This is a genomic window from Lelliottia sp. RD5 (genome assembly GCF_056032945.1).
In genome coordinates, this window is record NZ_JBVYHQ010000006.1 from 178,680 (window position 1) to 202,509 (window position 23,830).

At 53.5% G+C, this 23,830-nt stretch carries 18 protein-coding genes; 11 read left to right on the forward strand and 7 right to left on the reverse strand.

The annotated features are described in order from the left end of the window. The first annotated feature begins 76 nt into the window (after positions 1-76). The 5 genes from pdhR (at position 77) to traT (ending at position 8,131) form a co-directional block, all read left to right on the forward strand. Complete coding sequence (gene pdhR / locus AC0LWE_RS17990) at positions 77-841, forward strand: pyruvate dehydrogenase complex transcriptional repressor PdhR (protein ID WP_012016067.1); 765 nt, start codon at positions 77-79, stop codon at positions 839-841. A gap of 195 nt (positions 842-1,036) precedes the next feature. Continuing rightward, the gene (gene aceE, locus AC0LWE_RS17995) at positions 1,037-3,700 is read left to right on the forward strand and encodes a pyruvate dehydrogenase (acetyl-transferring), homodimeric type (protein ID WP_059180104.1); all 2,664 of its coding nucleotides are present in this window, start codon (positions 1,037-1,039) and stop codon (positions 3,698-3,700) included. Positions 3,701-3,714: 14 nt separating this feature from the next. Beyond that, the gene (gene aceF / locus AC0LWE_RS18000; RefSeq protein WP_059180103.1) at positions 3,715-5,604 is read left to right on the forward strand and encodes a pyruvate dehydrogenase complex dihydrolipoyllysine-residue acetyltransferase; all 1,890 of its coding nucleotides are present in this window, start codon (positions 3,715-3,717) and stop codon (positions 5,602-5,604) included. A 176-nt stretch (positions 5,605-5,780) separates the two neighbouring features. Further along, positions 5,781-7,205, forward strand: coding sequence for a dihydrolipoyl dehydrogenase (lpdA, locus tag AC0LWE_RS18005; RefSeq protein ID WP_012016070.1), 1,425 nt, complete (start codon positions 5,781-5,783; stop codon positions 7,203-7,205). A gap of 194 nt (positions 7,206-7,399) precedes the next feature. Continuing rightward, positions 7,400-8,131, forward strand: a complete 732-nt coding sequence (gene traT / locus AC0LWE_RS18010) for a complement resistance protein TraT (RefSeq protein ID WP_059180102.1) — start codon at positions 7,400-7,402, stop codon at positions 8,129-8,131. Between the two features lie 64 nt (positions 8,132-8,195). Here the strand turns inward: traT and AC0LWE_RS18015 are convergent, their stop codons facing one another. Further along, positions 8,196-8,990, reverse strand: coding sequence for a DUF2950 family protein (locus AC0LWE_RS18015; RefSeq protein ID WP_219347058.1), 795 nt, complete (start codon positions 8,988-8,990; stop codon positions 8,196-8,198). A 10-nt stretch (positions 8,991-9,000) separates the two neighbouring features. After that, positions 9,001-10,554 (reverse strand): DUF3300 domain-containing protein, encoded by a 1,554-nt coding sequence (locus tag AC0LWE_RS18020; protein ID WP_219347057.1) that lies wholly within the window; start codon positions 10,552-10,554, stop codon positions 9,001-9,003. 414 nt (positions 10,555-10,968) lie between these two features. Between AC0LWE_RS18020 and acnB the strand changes: the two genes are divergently transcribed. Both acnB and yacL read left to right on the forward strand, forming a co-directional pair. Next, on the forward strand, positions 10,969-13,566 hold the full coding sequence (gene acnB, locus AC0LWE_RS18025; protein WP_174342558.1) for a bifunctional aconitate hydratase 2/2-methylisocitrate dehydratase: 2,598 nt from the start codon (positions 10,969-10,971) through the stop codon (positions 13,564-13,566). A 190-nt stretch (positions 13,567-13,756) separates the two neighbouring features. Continuing rightward, on the forward strand, positions 13,757-14,119 hold the full coding sequence (gene yacL / locus AC0LWE_RS18030; protein WP_059180098.1) for a protein YacL: 363 nt from the start codon (positions 13,757-13,759) through the stop codon (positions 14,117-14,119). A gap of 31 nt (positions 14,120-14,150) precedes the next feature. On the opposite strand, the gene speD is transcribed toward yacL, so the two are convergent. The 3 genes from speD to AC0LWE_RS18045 all read right to left on the reverse strand — a co-directional run bounded on the left by speD (position 14,151) and on the right by AC0LWE_RS18045 (position 16,280). Beyond that, complete coding sequence (gene speD, locus AC0LWE_RS18035) at positions 14,151-14,945, reverse strand: adenosylmethionine decarboxylase (protein WP_012016076.1); 795 nt, start codon at positions 14,943-14,945, stop codon at positions 14,151-14,153. A gap of 1 nt (position 14,946) precedes the next feature. Next, positions 14,947-15,816 (reverse strand): polyamine aminopropyltransferase, encoded by an 870-nt coding sequence (speE, locus tag AC0LWE_RS18040; protein ID WP_216980482.1) that lies wholly within the window; start codon positions 15,814-15,816, stop codon positions 14,947-14,949. Positions 15,817-15,932: 116 nt separating this feature from the next. Further along, positions 15,933-16,280, reverse strand: coding sequence for a YacC family pilotin-like protein (locus AC0LWE_RS18045; protein ID WP_041689592.1), 348 nt, complete (start codon positions 16,278-16,280; stop codon positions 15,933-15,935). A 144-nt stretch (positions 16,281-16,424) separates the two neighbouring features. Between AC0LWE_RS18045 and cueO the strand changes: the two genes are divergently transcribed. Next, positions 16,425-17,999, forward strand: a complete 1,575-nt coding sequence (cueO, locus tag AC0LWE_RS18050; RefSeq protein WP_202668221.1) for a multicopper oxidase CueO — start codon at positions 16,425-16,427, stop codon at positions 17,997-17,999. A gap of 90 nt (positions 18,000-18,089) precedes the next feature. Here the strand turns inward: cueO and AC0LWE_RS18055 are convergent, their stop codons facing one another. Next, entirely contained in the window at positions 18,090-20,480 is a 2,391-nt protein-coding gene (locus AC0LWE_RS18055; RefSeq protein ID WP_219347056.1) for a glucose/quinate/shikimate family membrane-bound PQQ-dependent dehydrogenase, read from the reverse strand. A gap of 206 nt (positions 20,481-20,686) precedes the next feature. On the opposite strand from AC0LWE_RS18055, the gene hpt reads away from it, so the two are divergent. Next, on the forward strand, positions 20,687-21,223 hold the full coding sequence (gene hpt, locus AC0LWE_RS18060) for a hypoxanthine phosphoribosyltransferase (RefSeq protein WP_012016081.1): 537 nt from the start codon (positions 20,687-20,689) through the stop codon (positions 21,221-21,223). 43 nt (positions 21,224-21,266) lie between these two features. Here hpt and can read toward each other — a convergent pair whose 3' ends face one another. Next, a complete protein-coding gene (gene can, locus AC0LWE_RS18065) occupies positions 21,267-21,929 on the reverse strand; it encodes a carbonate dehydratase (protein ID WP_059180095.1) in 663 nt (220 codons plus the stop codon). 107 nt (positions 21,930-22,036) lie between these two features. On the opposite strand from can, the gene AC0LWE_RS18070 reads away from it, so the two are divergent. Both AC0LWE_RS18070 and AC0LWE_RS18075 read left to right on the forward strand, forming a co-directional pair. Continuing rightward, positions 22,037-22,963, forward strand: coding sequence for an ABC transporter ATP-binding protein (locus AC0LWE_RS18070; protein ID WP_059180094.1), 927 nt, complete (start codon positions 22,037-22,039; stop codon positions 22,961-22,963). Then, positions 22,960-23,730 carry an ABC transporter permease gene (locus tag AC0LWE_RS18075; protein WP_059180093.1) on the forward strand — a complete coding sequence of 257 codons (771 nt, stop codon included), beginning with the start codon at positions 22,960-22,962 and terminating at the stop codon, positions 23,728-23,730. Before AC0LWE_RS18070 ends, AC0LWE_RS18075 begins: the two co-directional genes overlap by 4 nt. The last annotated feature ends 100 nt before the right edge of the window (positions 23,731-23,830 follow it).

Below are 23,830 nucleotides of genomic sequence, written 5' to 3' on the forward strand. Positions count from 1 at the left end.
TTTGTTACTTTACCGATACGAATATTAAATTGGTAAGACCAATTGACTCCGGGCAAAAAGGCGTAAGACAGGGAATATGGCCTACAGCAAAATTCGCCAACCAAAACTATCCGATGTGATTGAGCAGCAGCTGGAGTTTTTGATCCTCGAAGGGACTCTGCGCCCCGGTGAAAAACTCCCGCCTGAACGCGAACTGGCTAAACAGTTCGATGTTTCCCGTCCCTCTCTGCGTGAGGCGATTCAACGTCTCGAAGCCAAGGGCTTGCTGCTTCGTCGCCAGGGCGGCGGAACTTTTGTTCAAAACAGCCTGTGGCAGAGCTTCAGCGATCCGTTGGTAGAGCTTCTGTCTGACCACCCAGAATCCCAGTTTGACCTGCTTGAAACCCGTCACGCGCTTGAAGGTATCGCTGCTTATTACGCGGCACTGCGCAGCAATGATGAAGACCGTGAACGTATTCGCGAGCTTCATCAGGCCATTGAACGGGCACAAGAGTCAGGCGATCTCGACGCCGAGTCCGATGCCGTCGTCCAGTACCAAATTGCCGTCACCGAAGCGGCTCACAATGTGGTACTCCTCCATCTGCTACGCTGCATGGAGCCGATGCTGGCCCAGAATGTTCGACAAAATTTTGAATTGTTGTATGCCCGCCGGGAAATGCTTCCGCTGGTCAGCAACCATCGTACTCGTGTATTCGAGGCGATAATGGCCGGGGAACCGGAGCATGCGCGTGAAGCGTCGCACCGCCACCTGGCTTTCATTGAGGAAATCTTGCTGGACCGCAGCCGTGAACAATCGCGTCGCGAACGTTCACTGCGTCGCATACAGCAAAGAAAGGATTAAGCGCCTTTTTTAGAGCGCGGCAACTAAACGCAGAACCTGTCTTATTGTGCTTTTGTCGTTCGAAATAGTTTGAGTTGTATCGCAGCGGTGAGCAAATGCCGCCAACAAAGCGACAGCCTGAAAGATGAAGAACAGAAAGCCCAATGGGACAGGTTCCAGACAAATCAACGTATTAGATAGATAAGGAATACCCCCATGTCAGAACGTCTCCAAAATGACGTGGATCCGATCGAAACTCGCGACTGGCTACAAGCGATCGAATCGGTCATCCGTGAAGAAGGTGTTGAGCGTGCTCAGTATCTGATTAATGAGTTGCTTTCAGAAGCCCGCAAAGGCGGCGTGAAAGTAGCAGCAGGTGCAGGGGCTAGCAACTACGTAAACACGATTGCCGTTGAAGACGAACCGGAATACCCGGGCAATCTGGATCTGGAACGCCGTATCCGTTCTGCAATTCGCTGGAACGCGATCATGACCGTTCTGCGCGCATCCAAGAAAGACCTGGAACTGGGCGGCCACATGGCTTCCTTCCAGTCTTCTGCGACCGTTTATGAAGTGTGCTTTAACCACTTCTTCCGCGCACGCACCGAGAAAGACGGCGGCGACCTGGTGTACTTCCAGGGCCACATCTCTCCGGGCGTCTACGCACGTGCGTTCCTGGAAGGTCGTCTGACTGAAGAGCAGATGAACAACTTCCGTCAGGAAGTTCACGGTAAAGGTCTGTCCTCTTATCCGCACCCGAAACTGATGCCAGAATTCTGGCAGTTCCCGACCGTTTCTATGGGTCTGGGTCCAATCGGTGCGATCTACCAGGCTAAATTCCTGAAATATCTGGAACACCGTGGCCTGAAAGACACCTCTCAGCAGACCGTTTACGCCTTCCTGGGCGACGGCGAAATGGATGAGCCAGAATCTAAAGGTGCGATCACTATCGCAACCCGTGAGAAGCTGGACAACCTGTGCTTCATCATCAACTGTAACCTGCAGCGTCTGGATGGTCCGGTAACCGGCAACGGCAAGATCATCAACGAACTGGAAGGCATCTTCGCGGGTGCTGGCTGGAACGTGGTTAAAGTGATGTGGGGCGGTCGTTGGGATGAGCTGCTGCGTAAAGACACCAGCGGTAAACTGATGCAGCTGATGCAGGAAACTGTTGACGGCGATTATCAGACCTTCAAATCCAAAAACGGTGCCTACGTTCGTGAGCACTTCTTCGGTAAATATCCTGAAACCGCAGCGCTGGTTGCCGACTGGTCTGACGATCAGATCTGGGCACTGAACCGTGGTGGTCACGATCCGAAGAAAGTCTACGCAGCACTGAAAAACGCACAAGACACCAAAGGCAAAGCAACTGTTATCCTGGCGCATACCGTTAAAGGTTATGGCATGGGTGACACCGCCGAAGGTAAAAACATCGCGCACCAGGTGAAGAAAATGAACATGGACGGCGTTCGTTACGTCCGCGATCGTTTCAACGTGCCAGTGACCGATGAGCAGGTAGAAAACCTGTCTTACATCACCTTCCCGGAAGGCTCTGAAGAACACACCTATCTGCACGCACAGCGTCAGAAACTGAACGGCTACCTGCCGTCCCGTCAGGTGAACTTCACTGAGACTCTGGAACTGCCTGCTCTGGAAGATTTCTCCCAGCTGCTGGAAGAGCAGAACAAAGAGATCTCTACCACTATCGCTTTCGTTCGTGCCCTGAACGTGATGCTGAAAAACAAGTCGATCAAAGATCGTCTGGTTCCAATCATCGCCGATGAAGCGCGTACTTTCGGTATGGAAGGTCTGTTCCGTCAGATTGGTATTTACAGCCCGAACGGCCAGCAGTACACCCCGCAGGACCGTGAGCAGGTTGCATACTACAAAGAAGACGAGAAAGGTCAGATTCTGCAGGAAGGTATCAACGAGCTGGGCGCAGGCGCATCCTGGCTGGCTGCTGCAACATCTTACAGCACCAACAACCTGCCGATGATTCCGTTCTACATCTACTATTCTATGTTCGGTTTCCAGCGTATCGGTGACCTGTGCTGGCAGGCTGGCGACCAACAGGCTCGCGGCTTCCTGGTCGGTGGTACTTCCGGTCGTACGACACTGAACGGCGAAGGTCTGCAGCACGAAGATGGCCACAGCCACATTCAGTCTCTGACTATCCCGAACTGTATCTCTTATGACCCGTCTTACGCGTACGAAGTGGCAGTCATCATGCATGACGGTCTGGTTCGTATGTACGGTGAAGCGCAAGAGAACGTTTACTACTACATCACCACGCTGAACGAAAACTACCACATGCCGGCGATGCCGGAAGGTGCTGAGGAAGGTATCCGTAAAGGTATCTACAAACTCGAAACCGTTGCGGGTAGCAAAGGTAAAGTTCAGCTGTTGGGCTCCGGTTCTATCCTGCGTCACGTTCGTGAAGCAGCGCAGATCCTGGCGAACGACTACGGTGTCGGTTCCGACGTGTACAGCGTGACCTCCTTCACTGAACTGGCGCGTGATGGCCAGGATTGTGAGCGCTGGAACATGCTGCACCCACTGGAAACTCCGCGCGTTCCGTACATTGCTCAGGTGATGAACGACGCGCCGGCAGTGGCATCTACTGACTATATGAAACTGTTCGCCGAGCAGGTTCGTACTTACGTACCGGCTGATGATTACCGCGTACTGGGTACCGATGGCTTCGGTCGCTCCGACAGCCGTGAAAACCTGCGTCACCACTTCGAAGTTGATGCTTCTTATGTGGTGGTTGCAGCGCTGGGCGAACTGGCTAAACGTGGCGAAATCGATAAGAAAGTGGTTGCGGAAGCAATTACCAAATTCAACATCGATGCAGATAAAGTTAACCCGCGTCTGGCGTAAGAGGTAAAAGAATAATGGCTATCGAAATCAATGTACCGGACATCGGGGCTGATGAAGTTGAAATCACCGAGATCCTGGTCAAAGTAGGCGACAAAGTTGAAGCTGAACAGTCGCTGATCACCGTAGAAGGCGACAAAGCCTCTATGGAAGTCCCGTCTCCACAGGCTGGCATCGTTAAAGAGATCAAAGTCTCCGTTGGCGATAAAACCGAGACGGGCAAACTGATCATGATTTTCGATTCCGCCGACGGTGCAGCAGCTGCTGCACCTGCGCAGGAAGAGAAGAAAGAAGCGGCAGCTCCAGCTGCGGCACCAGCAGCCGCGGCTGCAAAAGAGGTTAACGTACCGGATATCGGCGGCGACGAAGTTGAAGTCACTGAGATCATGGTTAAAGTCGGCGACACCGTTGCGGCTGAACAGTCCCTGATTACTGTAGAAGGCGACAAAGCCTCTATGGAAGTTCCGGCGCCGTTCGCAGGCGTGGTCAAAGAGATCAAAATCAATACCGGCGACAAAGTGTCTACCGGTTCTCTGATTATGGTCTTCGAAGTCGCGGGTAGCGCACCTGCTGCGGCTCCGGCTAAAGCAGAAGCGGCCCCAGCTGCGGCTGCACCAGCGGCTTCTGGCGCGAAAGACGTTAACGTGCCGGATATCGGCGGTGACGAAGTTGAAGTGACTGAAGTGATGGTGAAAGTGGGCGACAAAGTTGCCGCTGAACAGTCACTGATCACCGTAGAAGGCGACAAAGCCTCTATGGAAGTCCCGGCTCCGTTCGCAGGTACCGTGAAAGAAATTAAAATCAGCGCTGGCGACAAAGTGTCTACCGGTTCTCTGATTATGGTCTTCGAAGTGGAAGGCGCTGCGCCTGCGGCGGCTCCGGCTGCTGCGCCAGCACCTGCTGCTGCACCGGCTCAGGCTGCTAAACCTGCTGCGGCCCCTGCTGCAAAAGCAGAAGGCAAATCTGAGTTCGCTGAAAACGACGCTTACGTTCACGCCACTCCGCTGATTCGCCGTCTGGCGCGCGAGTTCGGCGTAAACCTGGCGAAAGTGAAAGGCACTGGCCGTAAAGGTCGTATCCTGCGCGAAGACGTTCAGACTTACGTAAAAGACGCGGTGAAACGTGCTGAAGCTGCACCTGCTGCTGCATCCGGCGGCGGTCTGCCAGGCATGCTGCCATGGCCGAAGATCGACTACAGCAAGTTTGGCGAAATCGAAGAAGTTGAGCTGGGCCGTATCCAGAAAATCTCTGGCGCGAACCTGAGCCGTAACTGGGTAATGATCCCGCACGTTACGCACTTCGACAAAACCGATATCACCGATCTGGAAGCGTTCCGTAAACAGCAGAACGCAGAAGCTGAGAAGCGCCGTCTGGATGTGAAATTCACGCCAGTGGTCTTCATCATGAAAGCGGTTGCTGCGGCGCTTGAGCAGATGCCACGTTTCAACAGCTCTCTGTCTGAAGACGCGCAGCGTCTGACGCTGAAAAAATACATCAACATCGGTGTTGCGGTTGATACGCCAAATGGTCTGGTTGTTCCAGTCTTCAAAGACGTGAACAAGAAGAGCATTACTGAGCTGTCCCGTGAACTGACCGTGATTTCCAAGAAAGCGCGTGATGGTAAGCTGACTGCCGGCGAAATGCAGGGCGGTTGCTTCACTATCTCCAGCATCGGCGGCCTGGGTACAACCCACTTCGCACCGATCGTTAACGCGCCGGAAGTGGCAATCCTCGGGGTTTCCAAATCCGCGATGGAACCTGTGTGGAATGGTAAAGAGTTCGTGCCGCGTCTGATGATGCCAATCTCTCTTTCCTTCGACCACCGCGTGATCGATGGGGCTGATGGTGCGCGCTTTATCACCATCATCAACAACACCTTGAGCGACATTCGCCGCCTGGTGATGTAATCGAAAAGCCGGCCAATCGGCCGGCTTTTTGTCTTCTAATCTCATGAAGGTTGTGAGGTTACTGGCGAAAGCGATATTTCGTGAGCCGTTTGTTGTTTCAAAATTGTTAACAATTTTGTAAACTGCGGGCGGATAGAACGACCCGGTGGACGACGGGTATAAATTAAGAGGTCATGATGAGCACAGAAATCAAAACTCAGGTCGTGGTACTTGGGGCAGGCCCAGCAGGTTACTCCGCAGCATTCCGCGCAGCGGATTTAGGTCTGGAAACCGTCATCGTAGAACGTTACAGCACCCTTGGTGGTGTTTGTCTGAACGTCGGCTGTATCCCTTCAAAAGCGCTGCTGCACGTTGCAAAAGTTATCGAAGAAGCCAAAGCGCTGGCTGATCACGGTATCGTCTTCGGCGAGCCGAAAACCGATATCGACAAGATTCGTACCTGGAAAGAAAAAGTTATCACCCAACTGACCGGCGGTCTGGCTGGTATGGCGAAAGGCCGTAAAGTGAAAGTGGTTAACGGTCTGGGTAAATTCACCGGGGCAAACACCCTGGAAGTTGAAGGCGAAAACGGCAAAACCGTGATCAACTTTGACAACGCGATCATCGCGGCGGGTTCCCGTCCGATTGAACTGCCGTTCATTCCACATGAAGATCCACGCGTGTGGGATTCCACCGATGCGCTGGAGCTGAAATCCGTACCTAAGCGTTTGCTGGTTATGGGTGGCGGTATCATCGGTCTGGAAATGGCGACCGTTTATCACGCGCTGGGTTCAGAGATTGACGTGGTTGAAATGTTCGACCAGGTTATCCCGGCTGCGGACAAAGACATCGTTAAAGTCTTCACCAAACGCATCAGCAAGAAATTCAACCTGATGCTGGAAACCAAAGTGACTGCCGTTGAAGCAAAAGAAGACGGTATTTACGTTTCCATGGAAGGCAAAAAAGCCCCTGGCGAAGCGCAGCGTTACGACGCGGTGCTGGTTGCTATCGGCCGTGTGCCGAACGGTAAGAATCTCGATGCGGGCGCAGCGGGCGTAGAAGTTGACGACCGTGGCTTTATCCGTGTGGACAAACAGCTGCGCACCAACGTGCCGCACATCTTTGCAATCGGCGACATCGTCGGTCAGCCAATGCTGGCGCACAAAGGTGTTCACGAAGGCCACGTTGCCGCTGAAGTTATCGCGGGCATGAAGCACTACTTCGATCCGAAAGTGATCCCATCGATCGCGTACACCGAGCCAGAAGTTGCCTGGGTGGGTCTGACCGAGAAAGAAGCGAAAGAAAAAGGCATTAGCTACGAAACCGCCACCTTCCCGTGGGCTGCTTCTGGCCGTGCTATCGCTTCTGATTGCGCAGACGGCGTGACCAAACTGATCTTCGACAAAGAGACTCACCGTGTTATCGGCGGTGCAATTGTTGGCACCAACGGCGGCGAACTGCTAGGTGAAATCGGTCTGGCTATCGAAATGGGCTGTGACGCTGAAGACATCGCGCTGACCATCCACGCGCACCCGACTCTGCACGAGTCAGTGGGCCTGGCGGCTGAAGTGTTTGAAGGTAGCATCACCGACCTGCCGAACGCGAAAGCCAAGAAGAAATAATCTTCTTGCAGCGATGAAAACGCCTCTCCGGAGGCGTTTTTTTTTGCCTGAAAACTACCCGATTTAGTAGCTATTTCATTGATGTTTTTATTAAAAGTTTACCGTGATCTGCCGATAACTTTTTCACCATTGTGTGGCTAATGGCTGCGCGGTTATTAAGTTCTGGACTCTTTATTACACAAAAAGGAAAAAAAATGTCTTTGAAAAAAGTGGCTGTGATTGGTTTAGTCGCGGCAGCGCTGACGTTGACAGGGTGCGGCGCGATGACTACCGCTGTGAAAAAACGTAATCTGGAAGTGAAAACCCAGATGAGCGAGACCATCTGGCTTGAGCCGTCCAGTGAGAAAACTGTTTATATTCAGGTAAAAAATACCTCTGATAAAGACATGAGTAACCTGCAAACGCTGCTGGCTAACGATCTGAGCGCGAAAGGGTACAAAGTGACCAACTCCCCAGAAAGTGCTTACTACTGGGTTCAGGCAAACGTGCTTAAAGCGAATAAAATGGACCTGCGCGAGACTCAGGGCTACCTGAAAACCGGCTACGAAGGTGCTGCGGTCGGTGCTGCGCTGGGTGCAGGGATCACGGCCTACAACAGCAGTTCTTCCGGTGCTGCACTGGGTGTGGGTCTGGCCGCAGGTCTGATTGGCATGGCTGCAGATGCAATGGTTGAAGACGTGAACTATACCATGGTGACTGACCTGCAGATTTCTGAGCGTAGCAAAGCGAAGGTGACAACCGACAATATTGCCGCCCTGCGTCAAGGCACCTCTGGTGTGAAATTGCAGACCAGCTCTGAACAAGGCGATCGCGCGAAATATCAAACGCGTGTTGTTTCAAACGCGAACAAAGTGAACTTGAAGTTCGAAGAAGCGAAGCCGGTTCTGGAAGCTCAACTGGCGAAATCCGTCGCTAACATTCTGTAATCTCCGTTGCTGTTTGCCGGGACACCTTGGTTGACCCGGCAAACACAATTCCCCCCCGCGTTATCTAGGGTGTCACAAGCTGCCAGTTTTTAGCCTGAGGGTACACAACTGTCGCCTCTGCTCTTCGCTGCGTTTCCTCGCCCAGATTGGCCTGATAAACGTTGTCATCCTGGTTAATCACAAAACTCATCACCCCTGTCTGACCGTAGCTGACGGGCCAGGCGATCATCGCAAAACCGTTGTTTTTGTCAGGTAAAATGCGAAACCGATAGCCGTGATAGCCCGTGCCCGGCACCTGTGGGCTAAACGCCGGGCCAAGCGGGCTGGGGGCTTCGCCAGGGGCGGCAGGCCAGTAGAGGCCATCTTTCTTTCCTTCTGAACTGATGATTTTCTGTGCAAAGGTTTGGTTGAGCGCGTAATAGCTTTGCTGGGCATCAACGTAAGCGTGAAGCGCTTCGATAGCGGCCAGCTCGTTGCGACCAATCTCACGCGTCAGGATCTCATCGGCTGCCTTGCGCATATCAAACTGCCAGCCGGATGCCCCTTTCACGACGGGGATAGGCAATTGCCAGCTGCTCTCGCCCACCACCAGATGCGCGATATCGCCCGCAATGACCGTCGAGTGGCTCACCTTCCAGTCACGTACAAAACGGTCCACGGCGTCAGGGTCGACCCCTTCAGGCGGCAAGAAATTGCGCCAGTCATCCCCAAGCAAGTTCTTCATTTCGCCTTCATTTTGCTCGCTGATAGCTTTTGCCAATGCGTCGGTCGCCTGCTCGGGCGTGCTGAAGTGCTGTTGTGCGATCGCAAAAGTGGAAACCATCAACAGTATCATTCCACCGAGTATTTTCTTTTTCATGTCGATTCCCTTAGCGATGACGAAGTTCACGATGTTCAGTCCGGCCAGCAGGCATTTGTCTCGCCGGTTGATGGGGGCGAGAGGCCATTTGGCGGCTTTGCGATCCGCGCTGCTGTTGCGACTGCCAGTTCCCTGAGCGACTATCGTTTCCACTTAAGGCATTCGCGCGAGGTTGCGTGTTTCGCTGCTGGAGGGTTGGCGAAACACGTTTTTCCTGACGCTGAGAAGTTGTCTGACGATTCTCACGCTGCGCTTTATTGGCCGCTCTTTGCGTGGTCTGGGGTTTGGTGTTGTCGTACCCGCGATAATTATTGCGCTGTGAAATCTGTTTGAGCTGAGCGCTCGACGCCTGACGCTGCGCATCTTTTGTCGCAGGGCGCTGCGTTTGAGATAGCGTTTTGCCCGTCGATTTTTGTACCTGGGCCAGCGCCGCCTGCCGTTGGCTATCGCGATTTACTGGTTTTTGCTGTGTGCCGCTCAACCCTGTCGCCGTGTTGGTGGGATGAAAACGGTTATTGAGCGGGGTGGTCGGATAGGGCACACCGTCACGATAGGCCGGGTTATGCTGCCAGCTGCGATGGGCGTCTGTTAAACGATCCCCGCTGATTTTATTGAAGTTATCGACGTTGATATTGATGTTGTTATTGCCGTTACGGTTATAACCGCCGTTTCGGTCGTAATCGTTATCGTGGTGGTGATGATCCCAGTCATCGTCGTCATCCCAGTCGATATTGCTGAAAATCGCGTAGGTTGTTGCTACTCCCAGGCTGAAGCCCAGGCCTTTCACCAGGCTATCCGTAAATTGCTCACCGGGTGAGGGCGGCAGGTAGACCGGCGGATAGCTGGCGTTGGGCCAGGTCCCGTAGACCGTGGCGGGATTATACGTCGGGACGTACACCACCTGTGGATCGGCGGATTCGATCTTGATCACCGTGGGATTGGTTGCCGTCACGGTCGCGTTTGAAGTGGCATTGGCAGTCTGAGCAGGTTCCTTTTTCTTTTCGGTCGTCACCGTTTGCTGCGGCGTCGATTGCAGCGCACCTGTCTGCTGCGCCAGCAAACGTAAGCGTTGCACAGAATCCATCACGTCTTTGGGCTGTGCGAGGAATGCGTCGCCGAGATTCTGGACCCATGGCGGGTTTTCACCCATCAGCGACATCAGCTGTGGAAAGGCGACCAGCGATTTGACGCTCGGATCCCACGGTTGACCACTCACCGCCTGAATAGCCGCATCACCCTGCATTTTGGGATTATCCTGCGACCACTGTGCGGCCTGGATGACGTTCGCCGGATACGTGGATGCCATAAGGATTTGCGACAGCAGCGCGTCAGGATACAGCGCGATAGGGGCAGTCCACTGATCGATTTGCGCGGCGGTGTAGGTTGGTGCAACGACTGCTACGGGGGGCTGGGCCGCGGGTTGTGGCGCTGCGGGTGGCGTTGCTACTGACGGCGTGGATACGCTCTCCGGCGCGCGGCTTTTCACAAACATGACGCCGGACGCGGCTAACAGCCCGGCACTGCATAACAGCACAATCAGGTGTGGCTTAAAGGGCAACTTCATAGTGTGACTCCAGCGTAAGCAGTGTCGATTGGCGTTCTTGTTGCCGCGAGTATATTCACCCGTGTTTTTACGTTTTGACGAATCTTGGGAAACCACCCGAAGTGTACGGATAAAGAGTGTGAGCATTTATTACACAAATTATACGTGATAGCTAAACGGCGTTTGAATTTCAAAAGGCAAGTTTTACCTCTGAAAGTTGTCCTCTCTCCCCGCTATACCATCCTTAACGATTCAGCAAACTATTTAATGTTGCTTTTTTGTAAACACATTAACACTGTGCAGAAATCCTGCTATGCTGCCCGACGCGGTATCGGGCATTTACCCTACAAACTGCTGTCTCACAGGAGCGTGAAGATAAGCCTGGATACACAACGTGTATGCCGCATTATGATAATGAGAGCGAGGAGAACCGTCGTGCTAGAAGAATACCGTAAGCACGTAGCAGAACGTGCCGCCGAGGGAATTGTACCGAAACCTTTAGATGCAACCCAAATGGCCGCGCTCGTCGAGCTGCTGAAGAATCCGCCTGCGGGCGAAGAAGAATTCCTGTTAGATTTGCTGATCAACCGTGTACCGCCTGGCGTAGATGAAGCAGCCTACGTGAAAGCCGGTTTTCTTGCTGCGATTGCGAAAAGCGAAGCAACCTCCCCACTGGTCACCCCTGAAAAAGCGATTGAACTGCTCGGCACCATGCAGGGCGGCTATAACATTCATCCGCTGATTGACGCGCTGGAAAGTGAAACGCTGGCACCGATTGCCGCCAAAGCGCTTTCCCAAACGTTGCTGATGTTCGACAACTTCTACGACGTTGAAGAAAAAGCGAAAGCGGGTAACCGCTACGCAAAACAGGTTATGCAGTCATGGGCTGATGCTGAATGGTTCCTGAACCGTCCAGCGCTGGCAGAAAAAATGACCGTCACCGTATTCAAAGTGACTGGCGAAACGAACACTGATGATCTGTCTCCAGCACCGGATGCCTGGTCTCGCCCGGATATCCCTCTGCACGCCCTGGCAATGCTGAAAAATGCCCGCGAAGGGATTGTGCCGGATCAGCCTGGTGCGGTTGGGCCGATCACGCAAATTGAAGAGTTAGCCAAAAAAGGTTTCCCGCTGGCCTATGTCGGTGACGTCGTCGGAACCGGCTCTTCACGTAAATCTGCGACCAACTCCGTGCTGTGGTTCATGGGCGATGATATCCCTCATGTCCCGAACAAGCGCGGCGGCGGCCTGTGCCTCGGCGGCAAAATTGCCCCTATCTTCTTTAACACCATGGAAGATGCAGGCGCACTGCCAATCGAGGTAGACGTTAATAACCTGAACATGGGCGACGTGATTGACGTTTACCCGTTCAAAGGCGAAGTACGTAACCACGAAACCAACGAGCTGCTGGCAACGTTTGAACTGAAAACCGACGTTCTGGTCGATGAAGTTCGTGCAGGTGGTCGTATTCCGCTGATTATCGGCCGTGGCTTGACGACCAAAGCGCGCGAAGCCTTGGGTCTGCCGCACAGCGACATTTTCCGTCAGGCGAAAGACGTGGCGGAAAGCGATCGCGGCTATTCTCTGGCGCAAAAAATGGTGGGTCGCGCCTGTGGCGTGACGGGCGTGCGTCCTGGTGCTTACTGCGAGCCGAAGATGACGTCTGTGGGTTCTCAGGACACCACCGGCCCGATGACCCGTGATGAGCTGAAAGATCTGGCGTGCCTGGGCTTCTCTTCCGATCTGGTCATGCAGTCGTTCTGTCATACGGCTGCGTATCCAAAACCGGTCGATGTGACCACGCACCACACGCTGCCTGACTTCATCATGAACCGTGGCGGCGTCTCACTGCGCCCTGGCGATGGTGTTATCCACTCGTGGCTGAACCGTATGCTGCTGCCGGATACCGTCGGCACCGGCGGTGACTCCCATACCCGTTTCCCGATTGGCATCTCCTTCCCGGCGGGTTCTGGTCTGGTGGCGTTTGCGGCCGCAACGGGCGTGATGCCGTTGGATATGCCGGAATCCGTTCTGGTGCGCTTTAAAGGCAAAATGCAGCCGGGCATTACGCTGCGCGATCTGGTGCATGCGATCCCGCTGTATGCGATCAAACAGGGTCTGTTGACCGTTGAGAAGAAAGGCAAAATCAATATCTTCTCTGGCCGTATCCTTGAGATTGAAGGCCTGCCAGATCTGAAAGTGGAGCAGGCGTTCGAACTGACCGATGCTTCCGCTGAGCGTTCTGCTGCGGGCTGTACCATCAAGCTCAATCAGGAACCGATTATTGAGTATCTCACCTCAAATATCGTGCTGCTGAAGTGGATGATCGCAGAAGGCTACGGCGATCGTCGTACGCTGGAGCGTCGCGTCCAGGGCATGGAAAAATGGCTGGCGGATCCGCAGCTGCTCGAAGCCGATGCTGATGCAGAATATGCTGCAGTGATCGACATCGATCTGGCGGATATCAAAGAACCAATCCTGTGCGCACCAAACGATCCTGATGACGCGCGTCCGCTGTCTGCCGTGCAGGGCGAAAAGATCGACGAAGTGTTTATCGGTTCCTGCATGACCAACATCGGCCACTTCCGCGCTGCTGGCAAGCTGTTGGATACGCATAAAGGCCAGCTGCCAACGCGTCTGTGGGTGGCTCCGCCAACCCGTATGGATGCCGCACAGCTGACCGAAGAAGGTTACTACAGCGTGTTTGGTAAGAGCGGTGCGCGTATCGAAATCCCTGGCTGCTCTCTGTGTATGGGCAACCAGGCGCGTGTAGCTGACGGTGCGACGGTGGTTTCTACGTCGACCCGTAACTTCCCGAACCGTTTAGGGACGGGCGCGAACGTCTTCCTGGCCTCTGCGGAACTGGCGGCGGTTGCGGCGCTGATTGGCAAACTGCCAACGCCGGAAGAGTACCAAACCTTCGTGGCGCAGGTAGATAAGACGGCGGTGGATACCTACCGTTATCTGAACTTCGATAAGCTCTCTCAGTACACCGAGAAAGCGGACGGCGTGATTTTCCAGACGGCAGTATAAACAGCAAAACCGTCCCTTCGCAGACGGTTTAAATGTTTGAACCCTCTCCCATGAGAGAGGGCAGAGGTGAGGGCATCAGACCGCAACGTCGTGCTCTCACCTTTTTATTTTCATTCCTCCCGCGCGTTCCGCTTTTTTTCTTCCTCTCTGCTGCGATAATTACGCTATTGGCTTTGCAGAGGAAAATACAATGGATTACGAATTCTTACGCGATATCACCGGTGTGGTGAAAGTGCGTATGTCGATGGGCCACGAAGTGGTCGGGCACTGGTTTAACGAAGAGGTCAAAGAAAACCTCGCGTTGCTCGATGAAGTGGAACAAGCGGCACGCACGATAAAAGGCAGCGAACGGTCCTGGCAACGTATTGGACATGAATACACGTTATGGATGGACGGTGAAGAAGTCATGGTGCGCGCCAACCAGATGGAAATCTCGGGCGACGAAATGGAAGAGGGTATGAGCTATTACGATGAGGAGAGTTTCTCGCTGTGCGGCGTTGAGGACTTTTTACAGGTCGTGAAAGCCTACCGTGAGTTTATGCAACAGAAGTGATCCACCGGAGCATCCTTGCTCCTGGCGTGTTTTACACGGCCGGAATATTGCGGCCGTAGTAGATTTCGCGCATCTCTTTCCAGAGCAGGTCGGTGATGACCTTTCGCTCTTCTTCGCTTAAGTCTTCTGGCTGGGTATGGAACATGTAGTGCTTAAGGTCGAACTCCTTAAGCAACATCTTGGTGTGGAAGATATTTTCCTGATACACGTTCACGTCCATCATGTCGTACAGCCCCTTCATGTCCTCAGACATAAAGTTCTGAATCGAGTTAATTTCATGATCGATAAAATACTTCATGCCATTGATATCACGGGTAAAACCGCGCACGCGATAATCAATCGTCACGATATCGGATTCAAGCTGGTGGATAAGATAATTCAGCGCATTGAGTGGTGAAATCACGCCGCAGGTCGACACTTCGATATCGGCGCGGAAAGTGCACAGCCCGGCTTCCGGATGGCTCTCCGGATAGGTATGCACGCAGATGTGGCTTTTATCGAGATGGGCCACCACCGCTTCTGGCAGAGGACCTGGATGTTCGGTCGGATCGATAAGCTGTGGATCCACAGGCTCTTCGCTCACCAGAATCGTGACGCTCGCGCCCTGCGGCTCATAATCCTGACGCGCAATGTTCAGAATATTGGCTCCGATGATGGAGCAGGTTTCTGACAGAATTTCGGTCAGACGGTTGGCATTGTAGAGTTCATCGATATAGGCGATATAACCATCGCGCTCTTCTGCGGTTTTAACGTAGCAGATATCGTAAATACAAAAACTCAGGCTTTTCGTCAGATTGTTAAAGCCATGCAGTTTCAGTTTTTTCAATTTAGCTCACCTCCTTAGAGGACAGTGCGTCTTGCAAATATTGCGGCAAGGCGAACGCTGCCGTGTGGACGGCCGGATTGTAGTAACGGCATTTCAGGTGGGTCTGATGAAAGCGTGCAGCAATGATCTCGGTGGAGAGATGGCGTAAAACGTCGTTATCCGTCGCCCACGCGAAGGTCATAATCCCGCCGTAATAGGTAGGAATCGCAGCCTGATAGAAACTGACATCACCGAAGTAATGGCTCAGTTTACGATGGCTGTCGATCGCTTCGTCCTGTTGCAGGAAGCAGACGCCGTTCTGGGCAACGAAAATCCCGCCAGGGTTCAGGCAGCGTTTGCAGCCTTCGTAAAATGACGAAGTGAAGAGCGTGGCGCCAGGGCCAATCGGATCGGTGCAATCGGAGATGATCACGTCAAACGTTTGATCGGTCTGATTCACAAAGTTGACGCCGTCGTCGATCACCAGCGTAAAGCGCGGATCGTCATAGCTGCCTGCATTGTGACTGGGCAGGTACTGGCGGCAGAACGAGACGACACCCGCGTCGATTTCCACCATCGTGATCGTTTCGATAGATTTATGGCGAGACACTTCGCGCAGCATTGCGCCGTCGCCACCGCCGATAATCAGCACATGTTTTGCGTGTCCGTGCGCCAGTAACGGCACATGGGTCATCATTTCATGATAAATAAACTCATCACGTTCGGTCGTTTGCACTACGCCATCCAGCGCCATCACGCGGCCAAATGCAGCGTTCTCGAAAATGATCAAATCCTGATGATCGGTTTTCTCATGATAGAGCACGTTATCCACGGCAAAGTACTGACCAAACTGGTCATGCAGCGTTTCGTGCCACACTGTTTTATCGGTCATGAGCTGAACCCTCCTTTGTTAATATCTATTACACCCACGCAATATGGGCGCAACATCATAGCGAACAAGAACCGCGCAAGCACGGCCATTATTTCAACAAAGGGGCGTCGGGAAGATTATTTGACGTAGGCGAGCAGGCTGAGCGAATCGCGGGCCAGCGCTTTGCATTTTTTCGCGACAGGAATGCCAATGCCGCTTAAATCGCGGTAACTGTCTTCACCGAGCGCCTTCATGTCAAAGCTATCGTAGTTGCTGAGATCCCATTGATTCTGCTGGGCAAAAAAGACCAGTGCGCGACGAATCTGCCCATTGGGTAAATTCTGGTAACCGCAATCGTTTTTCAGGAAAACAAAAACCGCCGTTAAATCGGCCATATCTTCCGCTTCATTTTCACTTAGCGCATAACTGTTCGCACACATAGCCATCAGGCTGCCGAACAAAATTGTCCTGAAAAACGTCTTCATTGCTTCTACCACTGCATCACGGAAATTTAACGTTAGCATATTTGCGACCAGCGAGACGACCTTTATTATTGCCACTTTACTTGACCTTCCGGTTAGGGGAGGGTTTAAGCTCAAAATATCGCCTGCAGGAAAAAAGGAATGAACATGCAACGTCGTGATTTTTTGAAATATTCAGCTGTGTTGGGGGCTGCCAGCGCATTACCGCTCTGGAGTCGCGCTGCTTTTGCCGTCGACAGACCCGCATTACCGATCCCTGATTTATTGGTCGCAGATGCGCGCAGCCGCATTCAGCTCGTCGTTCAGTCAGGAAAATCTGCCTTTGGCCCCCATAACGCCACCACATGGGGATATAACGGCAATTTGCTTGGGCCTGCCCTTCAATTGCGCAGAGGCAAAGAGGTCACGGTTAATATTCATAACACGCTTGCCGAAGAGACGACGTTGCACTGGCATGGCCTTGAGGTTCCGGGCGACGTTGACGGTGGGCCGCAGGGCATTATCAAACCGGGCGGCCAGCGCACGGTGACGTTTACGCCTGACCAGCGCGCAGCGACCTGTTGGTTCCATCCGCATCAGCACGGTAAAACCGGCCATCAGGTGGCGATGGGGCTGGCGGGGCTGGTATTGATTGAGGATGACGAAAGCCGCTTGTTGCGCCTGCCAAAACAGTGGGGCATCGACGATGTGCCGGTCATCGTGCAGGACAAAAAATTCAGTGCTGACGGGCAAATCGATTATCAACTGGATGTGATGACGGCGGCGGTGGGCTGGTTTGGCGACACGCTTCTGACCAACGGCGCGATTTATCCGCAACACGCCGCCCCGAAAGGCTGGCTACGGCTGCGATTGCTTAACGGGTGTAACGCGCGTTCACTCAATTTTGCCACCAGCGATCGGCGTCCGATGTACGTGATAGCCAGCGATGGTGGGCTGTTGGCCGAGCCGGTGAAGGTCAGTGAACTGCCGATGCTGATGGGCGAGCGTTTTGAAGTGCTGGTGGATATCAGCGATGGCAAGCCGTTTGATCTCCTCACGCTGCCCGTAAGCCAGATGGGCATGGCCGTCGCACCGTTCGATAAACCGCATCCCGTTTTGCGCATTCAGCCACTGCTGATCACGGCTTCTGGCGAAATGCCAGACACGCTCGCCGCCATGCCTGCGCTGCCGTCCCTGGAGGGATTAACGCAGCGTAAACTCCAGCTCTCTATGGATCCGATGCTCGACATGATGGGCATGCAGGCGCTGATGAATAAATACGGCGACCAGGCGATGGCCGGGATGCAGCACGGACAAATGATGGGCCATATGAATATGGACCACGGCAAGATGGACCATGGGAAGATAGGCGGGATGAATCACGGCGATCATAAATTTGATTTCCACAACGCTAACCGCATTAACGGCAAGGCCTTTGATATGGATACGCCGATGTTTGCTGCCGCGAAAGGGCAGTATGAGCGCTGGGTGATATCGGGTGAAGGCGACATGATGCTGCATCCGTTCCACATTCACGGTACGCAGTTCCGCATTTTATCAGAGAACGGTAAAGCGCCAGCGGTCCATCGTACGGGCTGGAAAGATACGGTTCGCGTGGAAGGTGGCGTGAGTGAGGTACTGGTGAAATTCGAGCACGACGCGCCGAAGGAATTCGCCTATATGGCGCACTGCCATCTACTGGAGCATGAAGATACGGGAATGATGCTCGGGTTTACGGTGTAGACCCGCGTCGCCTGATGCCCTCACCCTGGCCCTCTCCCGCGGGAGAGGGAACAGACATTAAAAAAGGCAACCGAAGTTGCCTTTTTGCTTTTATTTCACATCGTCAGGCAGAGCGTACGCGACAATGTAGTCGCCCATCTTAGTACCAAACGAACCGTGACCGCCCGCAGAGATAACAACATACTGCTTGCCATCCACTTCATAGGTCATCGGCGTCGCTTGTCCACCCGCAGGCAGACGGCCTTGCCACAGTTTTTCACCGTTGCTCATGTTGTATGCACGCAGGTAGTTATCTGCGGTCGCCGCGATGAACAGGACGTTACCCGCGGTGGAAATCGGGCCACCCAGCATCGGCATACCCATATTGAACGGCACTGGAATCGGCATCGGGAACGGCATGCTGTCCTGTGGCGTACCAATACGTTTTTTCCACACAACCTGATTGGTTTTCAGATCCAGCGCGGAAATATAACCCCATGCAGGCTGTTTACACGGCAGGCCAAACGGTGACAGGAACGGGTTCAGCGTCACGCCAAACGGTACGCCGTACTGCGGCTGAATACCCGCTTCTGTACCGCTACCTTTCGCGTCTTTCGGCTGTTCCATCGGATTACCCGGACCGCGTGGGATCAGCTTAGAGACGAACGGCAACGCCATCGGGTTAGCGATCGCTACCTGACGGTTAGGATCAACTGAAATACCGCCCCATTCGAACATCCCCAGGTTCCCCGGGAACACTAGCGTGCCCTGCTCAGACGGCGGCGTGAAGATGCCTTCATAGCGCAGCTGATGGAACATCACGCGGCACACCAGCTGGTCGAACATGGTGGCGCCCCACATATCGGCACCAGTCAGGTCTTTCTTCGGACGGAAGCTCAGATCCGAGAAAGGCTGCGTTTTAGTGACGTAATCGCCTTTGGCTGCACCTTGCGGAACCGGTTTTTCCGGCGCCGGAACCACCAGTTTGCCGTTGGTACGGTCAAGCACAAAGATGTTGCCGGTTTTCGCCGGGGCATAAATCACCGGAACGGTTTTGCCGTTAACGGTGATATCTGCAAGCGTCGGCTGGGACGGCATATCCATATCCCACAGGTCGTGGTGTACGGTCTGATAGCTCCAGGCCAGTTTCCCGGTCGTTGCATTCAGCGCCACGATGGCGCTGGCGTAACGTTCCTGCTCTGGGGTACGGTTACCGCCCCAGATATCCGGGGTGGTCACACCCATCGGCAGATACACCAGGTCCAGCTTCGCGTCATACGCCGCAGGTGCCCAGGAGTTCGGCGAGTTGAAGGTGAACGTGTGTTCATCCGCCGGAATCGCGTTAGGATCTTTCGCGCCCGGATCGAAGGCCCACAGCAGTTTGCCCGTGTTAACGTCGAAACCACGGATCACACCGGACGTTTCGCGAGTCGAGAAGTTATCCGTGACCGAACCGGCGATCACAATCGTTTTATCGGTGATAATCGGCGGGGAGGTCGGTTCATACAGACCCGGCGTGGTATCCGGCATATTGGTCTGCAGATTCAGAATGCCTTTGTTGCCAAAGGTTTCGCACAGCTTGCCGGTTTCGGCGTTAATGGCGAACAGTCGGCCATCGTTGACCGGCAGCATGATGCGACGCGGGCAATCGGCCACCACTTCCGGGCTGGCATTATCCGCACGGGCTTCGTGATAGGACACGCCACGGCAGGTAATGTGCTGGAACGACGGATTAGAATTAAGCTGCGGGTCGAAGTGCCATTTCTCTTTACCGGTAGCGGCATCAAGCGCGAACAGACGCTGGTGCGCGGTACACAGGTAAAGCATGTTGCCCACTTTGATCGGCGTCACTTCGTTGGTCAGTTCGCCCGGATCGTTTGGCTGCTTCAGGTCGCCGGTGCGGAACACCCAGGCTTCCTTCAGGTTTTTAACGTTATCGGCGTTGATTTGCTTCAGCGGAGAATAACGTTGGCCTTCCTGGTTGCGGCCATAAGCCGGCCAGTCACCGTCTGCAACGTCAGAGATTGCCGCCGCGGGTGTGGAATCTGCGCTCAGCGTGCCTTTCACTTCCTGCGGATCGTTAAATCCAGCCCAGGTTAGCATGCCGCCCGTAATCAGCAGGGACACCACCAGCGCGGTAACCGCACCGCTGGAAGGAACCCTCAGGCGACGCCAGACGAACGGCAGGATCAGCCAAATCCCAAAGAAGACCAGGATGTCGCTGCGCGGTGTCAGCGCCCAGAAGTCGAAGCCAACTTCCCAGACTCCCCAAATCATTGTGACAAGAAGCAGTGCAGCATAGAGCCACAGTGCGGATCGTTTACCCTTTAAGAGCAGAACGGTTACGCCAACCATAACCAGGCCCGCAATCGGGTAATACCAGGAGCCGCCTAATGCGACCAGCCAGACGCCACCGATTAACAGATAGAGTGCGCAAAACGCTGCGAACGCTGCTGTTAATGTCACCAGTAGACGCGACTGTTGAACTTTTGTTTCAGCCATAGAAAAGTACTCTTCAGTTTTGTTAAAATTTTGATAGCAATTAATTATAGGTATTAACAAGTGTGATCGGAATCACAAATTGAGCTTTTAACAACTCATGCGCCAGGCCAATCCATTTGCTGGTATACTGCAGGGCTTGTGAATCAATGCCGGACGCCAGGGCATCCCCATTGATAGATTGGTTTTAAAATCATACGGTTAGTAAAATGAAACATACTGTTGAAGTGATGATCCCGGAAGCGGAGATCAAAGCGCGTATCGCTGAACTGGGTCGTCAAATCACCGAGCGTTATCAGGACAGCGGCAGCGAAATGGTGCTGGTGGGTCTGCTGCGCGGCTCCTTCATGTTCATGGCAGACCTGTGCCGCGAAGTGCAGGTGTCCCACGAAGTCGATTTTATGACCGCCTCCAGCTACGGCAGCGGCATGTCTACCACGCGTGATGTGAAAATCCTGAAAGACCTGGATGAAGATATTCGTGGCAAAGATGTGTTAATCGTTGAGGACATCATCGACTCCGGTAACACCCTGTCTAAAGTGCGCGAAATCCTGAGCCTGCGTGGGCCAAAATCGCTGGCGATTTGCACCCTGCTGGATAAACCCTCGCGTCGTGAAGTCGACGTTCCGGTGGAATTTATCGGCTTCTCGATTCCGGATGAGTTCGTGGTGGGTTACGGCATTGATTATGCGCAGCGCTATCGCCATCTGCCGTATGTCGGCAAAGTCGTGTTGCTGGACGAGTAAACGAAGAAAAGTAAAAGCCGGGTCACGCCCGGTTTTTGCACACTTATTTATGATTGACGTGTTTTTTTGTCAGGTTAGACACACCCTGACGATAGCGTTGTTCAAGCGTTTCGCGGTTAGTCGCGGTGACTTCCAGATTGCGCAGCAACCCGTCATGAATACCGTATGCCCAGCCATGAACTGACACCTTCTGCCCGCGCTTCCACGCTGAACGCATAATGGTCGAGTGTCCTAAGTTGTACACTTGTTCCATCACGTTAAGTTCACATAGCGTGTCCAGACGACGTTCCTGCGGCATTTCGCCCAGCAGTGAACTATGTTTGAACCAGATATCGCGAATGTGCAGTAGCCAGTTATCGATCAAACCCAGTTCCGGATTTTCGATTGCTGCCTGTACGCCACCGCAGCCGTAGTGGCCGCAAATAATAATATGTTCAACTTCCAGAACGTCCACGGCGTACTGAACAACGGACAGGCAGTTGAGATCGGTGTGAATCACCAGGTTTGCAACGTTACGGTGAACGAACAGTTCGCCGGGTTCAAGACCTGTCAGGCGTTCTGCCGGGACGCGGCTGTCGGAACATCCAATCCATAGAAAGCGCGGATTCTGCGCTTGCGCCAGTTTTTCGAAAAATCCCGGATCCTCTTCTATCAGCATTTTTGACCATAGTGCATTGTTGCTGATGAGTGTATCTATGTCATTCATAGAGGTTAACGACCTGTAACCGAGTAATAGCGTTGCGCTAATATAGGGTAACTCGACTTTTATTGAAACCACACAACGTGTGTCAGAACTATAGGTAAGCTTATTTCATGACAATTGCACTGGAGCTTGAGCAGCTTAAAAAAGTCTATCCGGGCGGCGTCCAGGCGCTACGCGGGATCGATCTGAAAGTGGAGGCCGGGGATTTTTATGCCCTGCTGGGGCCGAACGGCGCGGGGAAATCCACCACCATCGGTATTATCAGCTCGCTGGTAAACAAATCTTCCGGCAAAGTCGCGGTGTTTGGGTATGACCTGGAAAAAGACGTGGTCAACGCCAAACGCCAACTGGGGCTGGTGCCGCAGGAGTTTAACTTCAACCCCTTTGAAACCGTGCAGCAGATTGTGGTTAATCAGGCGGGGTACTACGGCGTTGAGCGCCATGACGCGGTCGCGCGTAGCGAAAAGTATCTAAAACAGCTCGATCTGTGGGAAAAACGCGACGAACGTGCGCGCATGTTATCCGGCGGGATGAAGCGTCGTTTGATGATCGCTCGTGCGCTGATGCACGAACCCAAGCTGCTGATCCTTGATGAGCCAACTGCGGGCGTGGATATCGAACTTCGCCGCTCAATGTGGGGATTTTTGAAGGATTTAAACGACAAAGGCACCACGATCATTCTGACAACGCACTACCTTGAAGAAGCCGAAATGCTCTGTCGTAACATCGGTATCATCCAGCACGGTGAACTGGTGGAAAATACCTCGATGAAGAATCTGCTCTCCAAGCTGAAGTCGGAAACCTTCATCCTCGATCTGGCATCGAAAAGCCCGCTGCCAACGCTGGAAGGCTACCAGTATCGTCTGGTGGATACGTCGACGCTGGAAGTGGAAGTTCTGCGTGAGCAGGGTATTAACAGCGTGTTTTCACAGTTGAGCGCGCAAGGCGTGCAGGTATTGAGTATGCGAAACAAAGCCAACCGACTGGAAGAACTGTTCGTCTCGCTGGTCCATGATAAAAGAGGAGAGCAGGCATGACGCATCTTTACTGGGTGGCGCTGAAAAGTATCTGGGCGAAAGAAATTAACCGCTTTATGCGCATCTGGATCCAGACGCTGGTCCCGCCCGTGATCACCATGACGCTGTATTTCATCATCTTCGGTAATCTGATTGGTTCCCGTATTGGCGAAATGCATGGTTTCACCTACATGCAATTCATTGTCCCAGGTTTAATCATGATGGCGGTGATCACCAACGCGTACGCGAACGTGGCGTCGTCGTTCTTTAGCGCCAAATTCCAGCGAAACATTGAAGAGTTGCTGGTCGCGCCGGTTCCTACGCACGTGATTATCGCCGGATATGTCGGCGGTGGTGTGGCGCGTGGCCTGTGTGTTGGCATTCTGGTGACGGCCATTTCACTGTTCTTTGTGCCGTTCCAGGTACATTCGTGGTTGTTCGTTGCGTTAACGTTGCTGATGACGGCGATTCTGTTCTCGTTAGCGGGTCTCTTGAATGCCGTATTTGCGACCACGTTTGATGATATCAGCCTGATCCCCACCTTCGTGTTAACGCCGCTGACCTATCTCGGCGGGGTGTTCTATTCGCTGACGCTGCTGCCGCCATTCTGGCAGGCCCTGTCGCACCTGAACCCGATTGTTTACATGATCAGCGGCTTCCGCTTTGGTTTCCTCGGTATCACGGACGTGCCGCTGTTCACTACTGTCGCGGTGCTGGGCGTGTTTATTATCGCTTTCTACATTTTGTGTTGGTATCTGATCCAGCGTGGGCGCGGTCTGCGCAGCTAAGCTCACTATCCCGGCAGTACTGAGTCTGCCGGGACATTTTCTTGACTGTTATCACCGTAAACTCATCGTCACTCCGCTAAACTACTCGCCTGCTAAGGAG

What these genes read in the sequence shown, in the direction of transcription:
- pdhR (WP_012016067.1), top strand. Translation starts at nt 77, where the DNA reads ATGGCCTACAGCAAAATTCGCCAACCAAAACTATCCGATGTGATTGAG.
- aceE (WP_059180104.1), top strand. Translation starts at nt 1,037, where the DNA reads ATGTCAGAACGTCTCCAAAATGACGTGGATCCGATCGAAACTCGCGAC.
- aceF (WP_059180103.1), top strand. Translation starts at nt 3,715, where the DNA reads ATGGCTATCGAAATCAATGTACCGGACATCGGGGCTGATGAAGTTGAA.
- lpdA (WP_012016070.1), top strand. Translation starts at nt 5,781, where the DNA reads ATGAGCACAGAAATCAAAACTCAGGTCGTGGTACTTGGGGCAGGCCCA.
- traT (WP_059180102.1), top strand. Translation starts at nt 7,400, where the DNA reads ATGTCTTTGAAAAAAGTGGCTGTGATTGGTTTAGTCGCGGCAGCGCTG.
- AC0LWE_RS18015 (WP_219347058.1), bottom strand. Translation starts at nt 8,990, where the DNA reads ATGAAAAAGAAAATACTCGGTGGAATGATACTGTTGATGGTTTCCACT.
- AC0LWE_RS18020 (WP_219347057.1), bottom strand. Translation starts at nt 10,554, where the DNA reads ATGAAGTTGCCCTTTAAGCCACACCTGATTGTGCTGTTATGCAGTGCC.
- yacL (WP_059180098.1), top strand. Translation starts at nt 13,757, where the DNA reads ATGGATTACGAATTCTTACGCGATATCACCGGTGTGGTGAAAGTGCGT.
- speE (WP_216980482.1), bottom strand. Translation starts at nt 15,816, where the DNA reads ATGACCGATAAAACAGTGTGGCACGAAACGCTGCATGACCAGTTTGGT.
- AC0LWE_RS18045 (WP_041689592.1), bottom strand. Translation starts at nt 16,280, where the DNA reads ATGAAGACGTTTTTCAGGACAATTTTGTTCGGCAGCCTGATGGCTATG.
- cueO (WP_202668221.1), top strand. Translation starts at nt 16,425, where the DNA reads ATGCAACGTCGTGATTTTTTGAAATATTCAGCTGTGTTGGGGGCTGCC.
- AC0LWE_RS18055 (WP_219347056.1), bottom strand. Translation starts at nt 20,480, where the DNA reads ATGGCTGAAACAAAAGTTCAACAGTCGCGTCTACTGGTGACATTAACA.
- hpt (WP_012016081.1), top strand. Translation starts at nt 20,687, where the DNA reads ATGAAACATACTGTTGAAGTGATGATCCCGGAAGCGGAGATCAAAGCG.
- can (WP_059180095.1), bottom strand. Translation starts at nt 21,929, where the DNA reads ATGAATGACATAGATACACTCATCAGCAACAATGCACTATGGTCAAAA.
- AC0LWE_RS18070 (WP_059180094.1), top strand. Translation starts at nt 22,037, where the DNA reads ATGACAATTGCACTGGAGCTTGAGCAGCTTAAAAAAGTCTATCCGGGC.
- AC0LWE_RS18075 (WP_059180093.1), top strand. Translation starts at nt 22,960, where the DNA reads ATGACGCATCTTTACTGGGTGGCGCTGAAAAGTATCTGGGCGAAAGAA.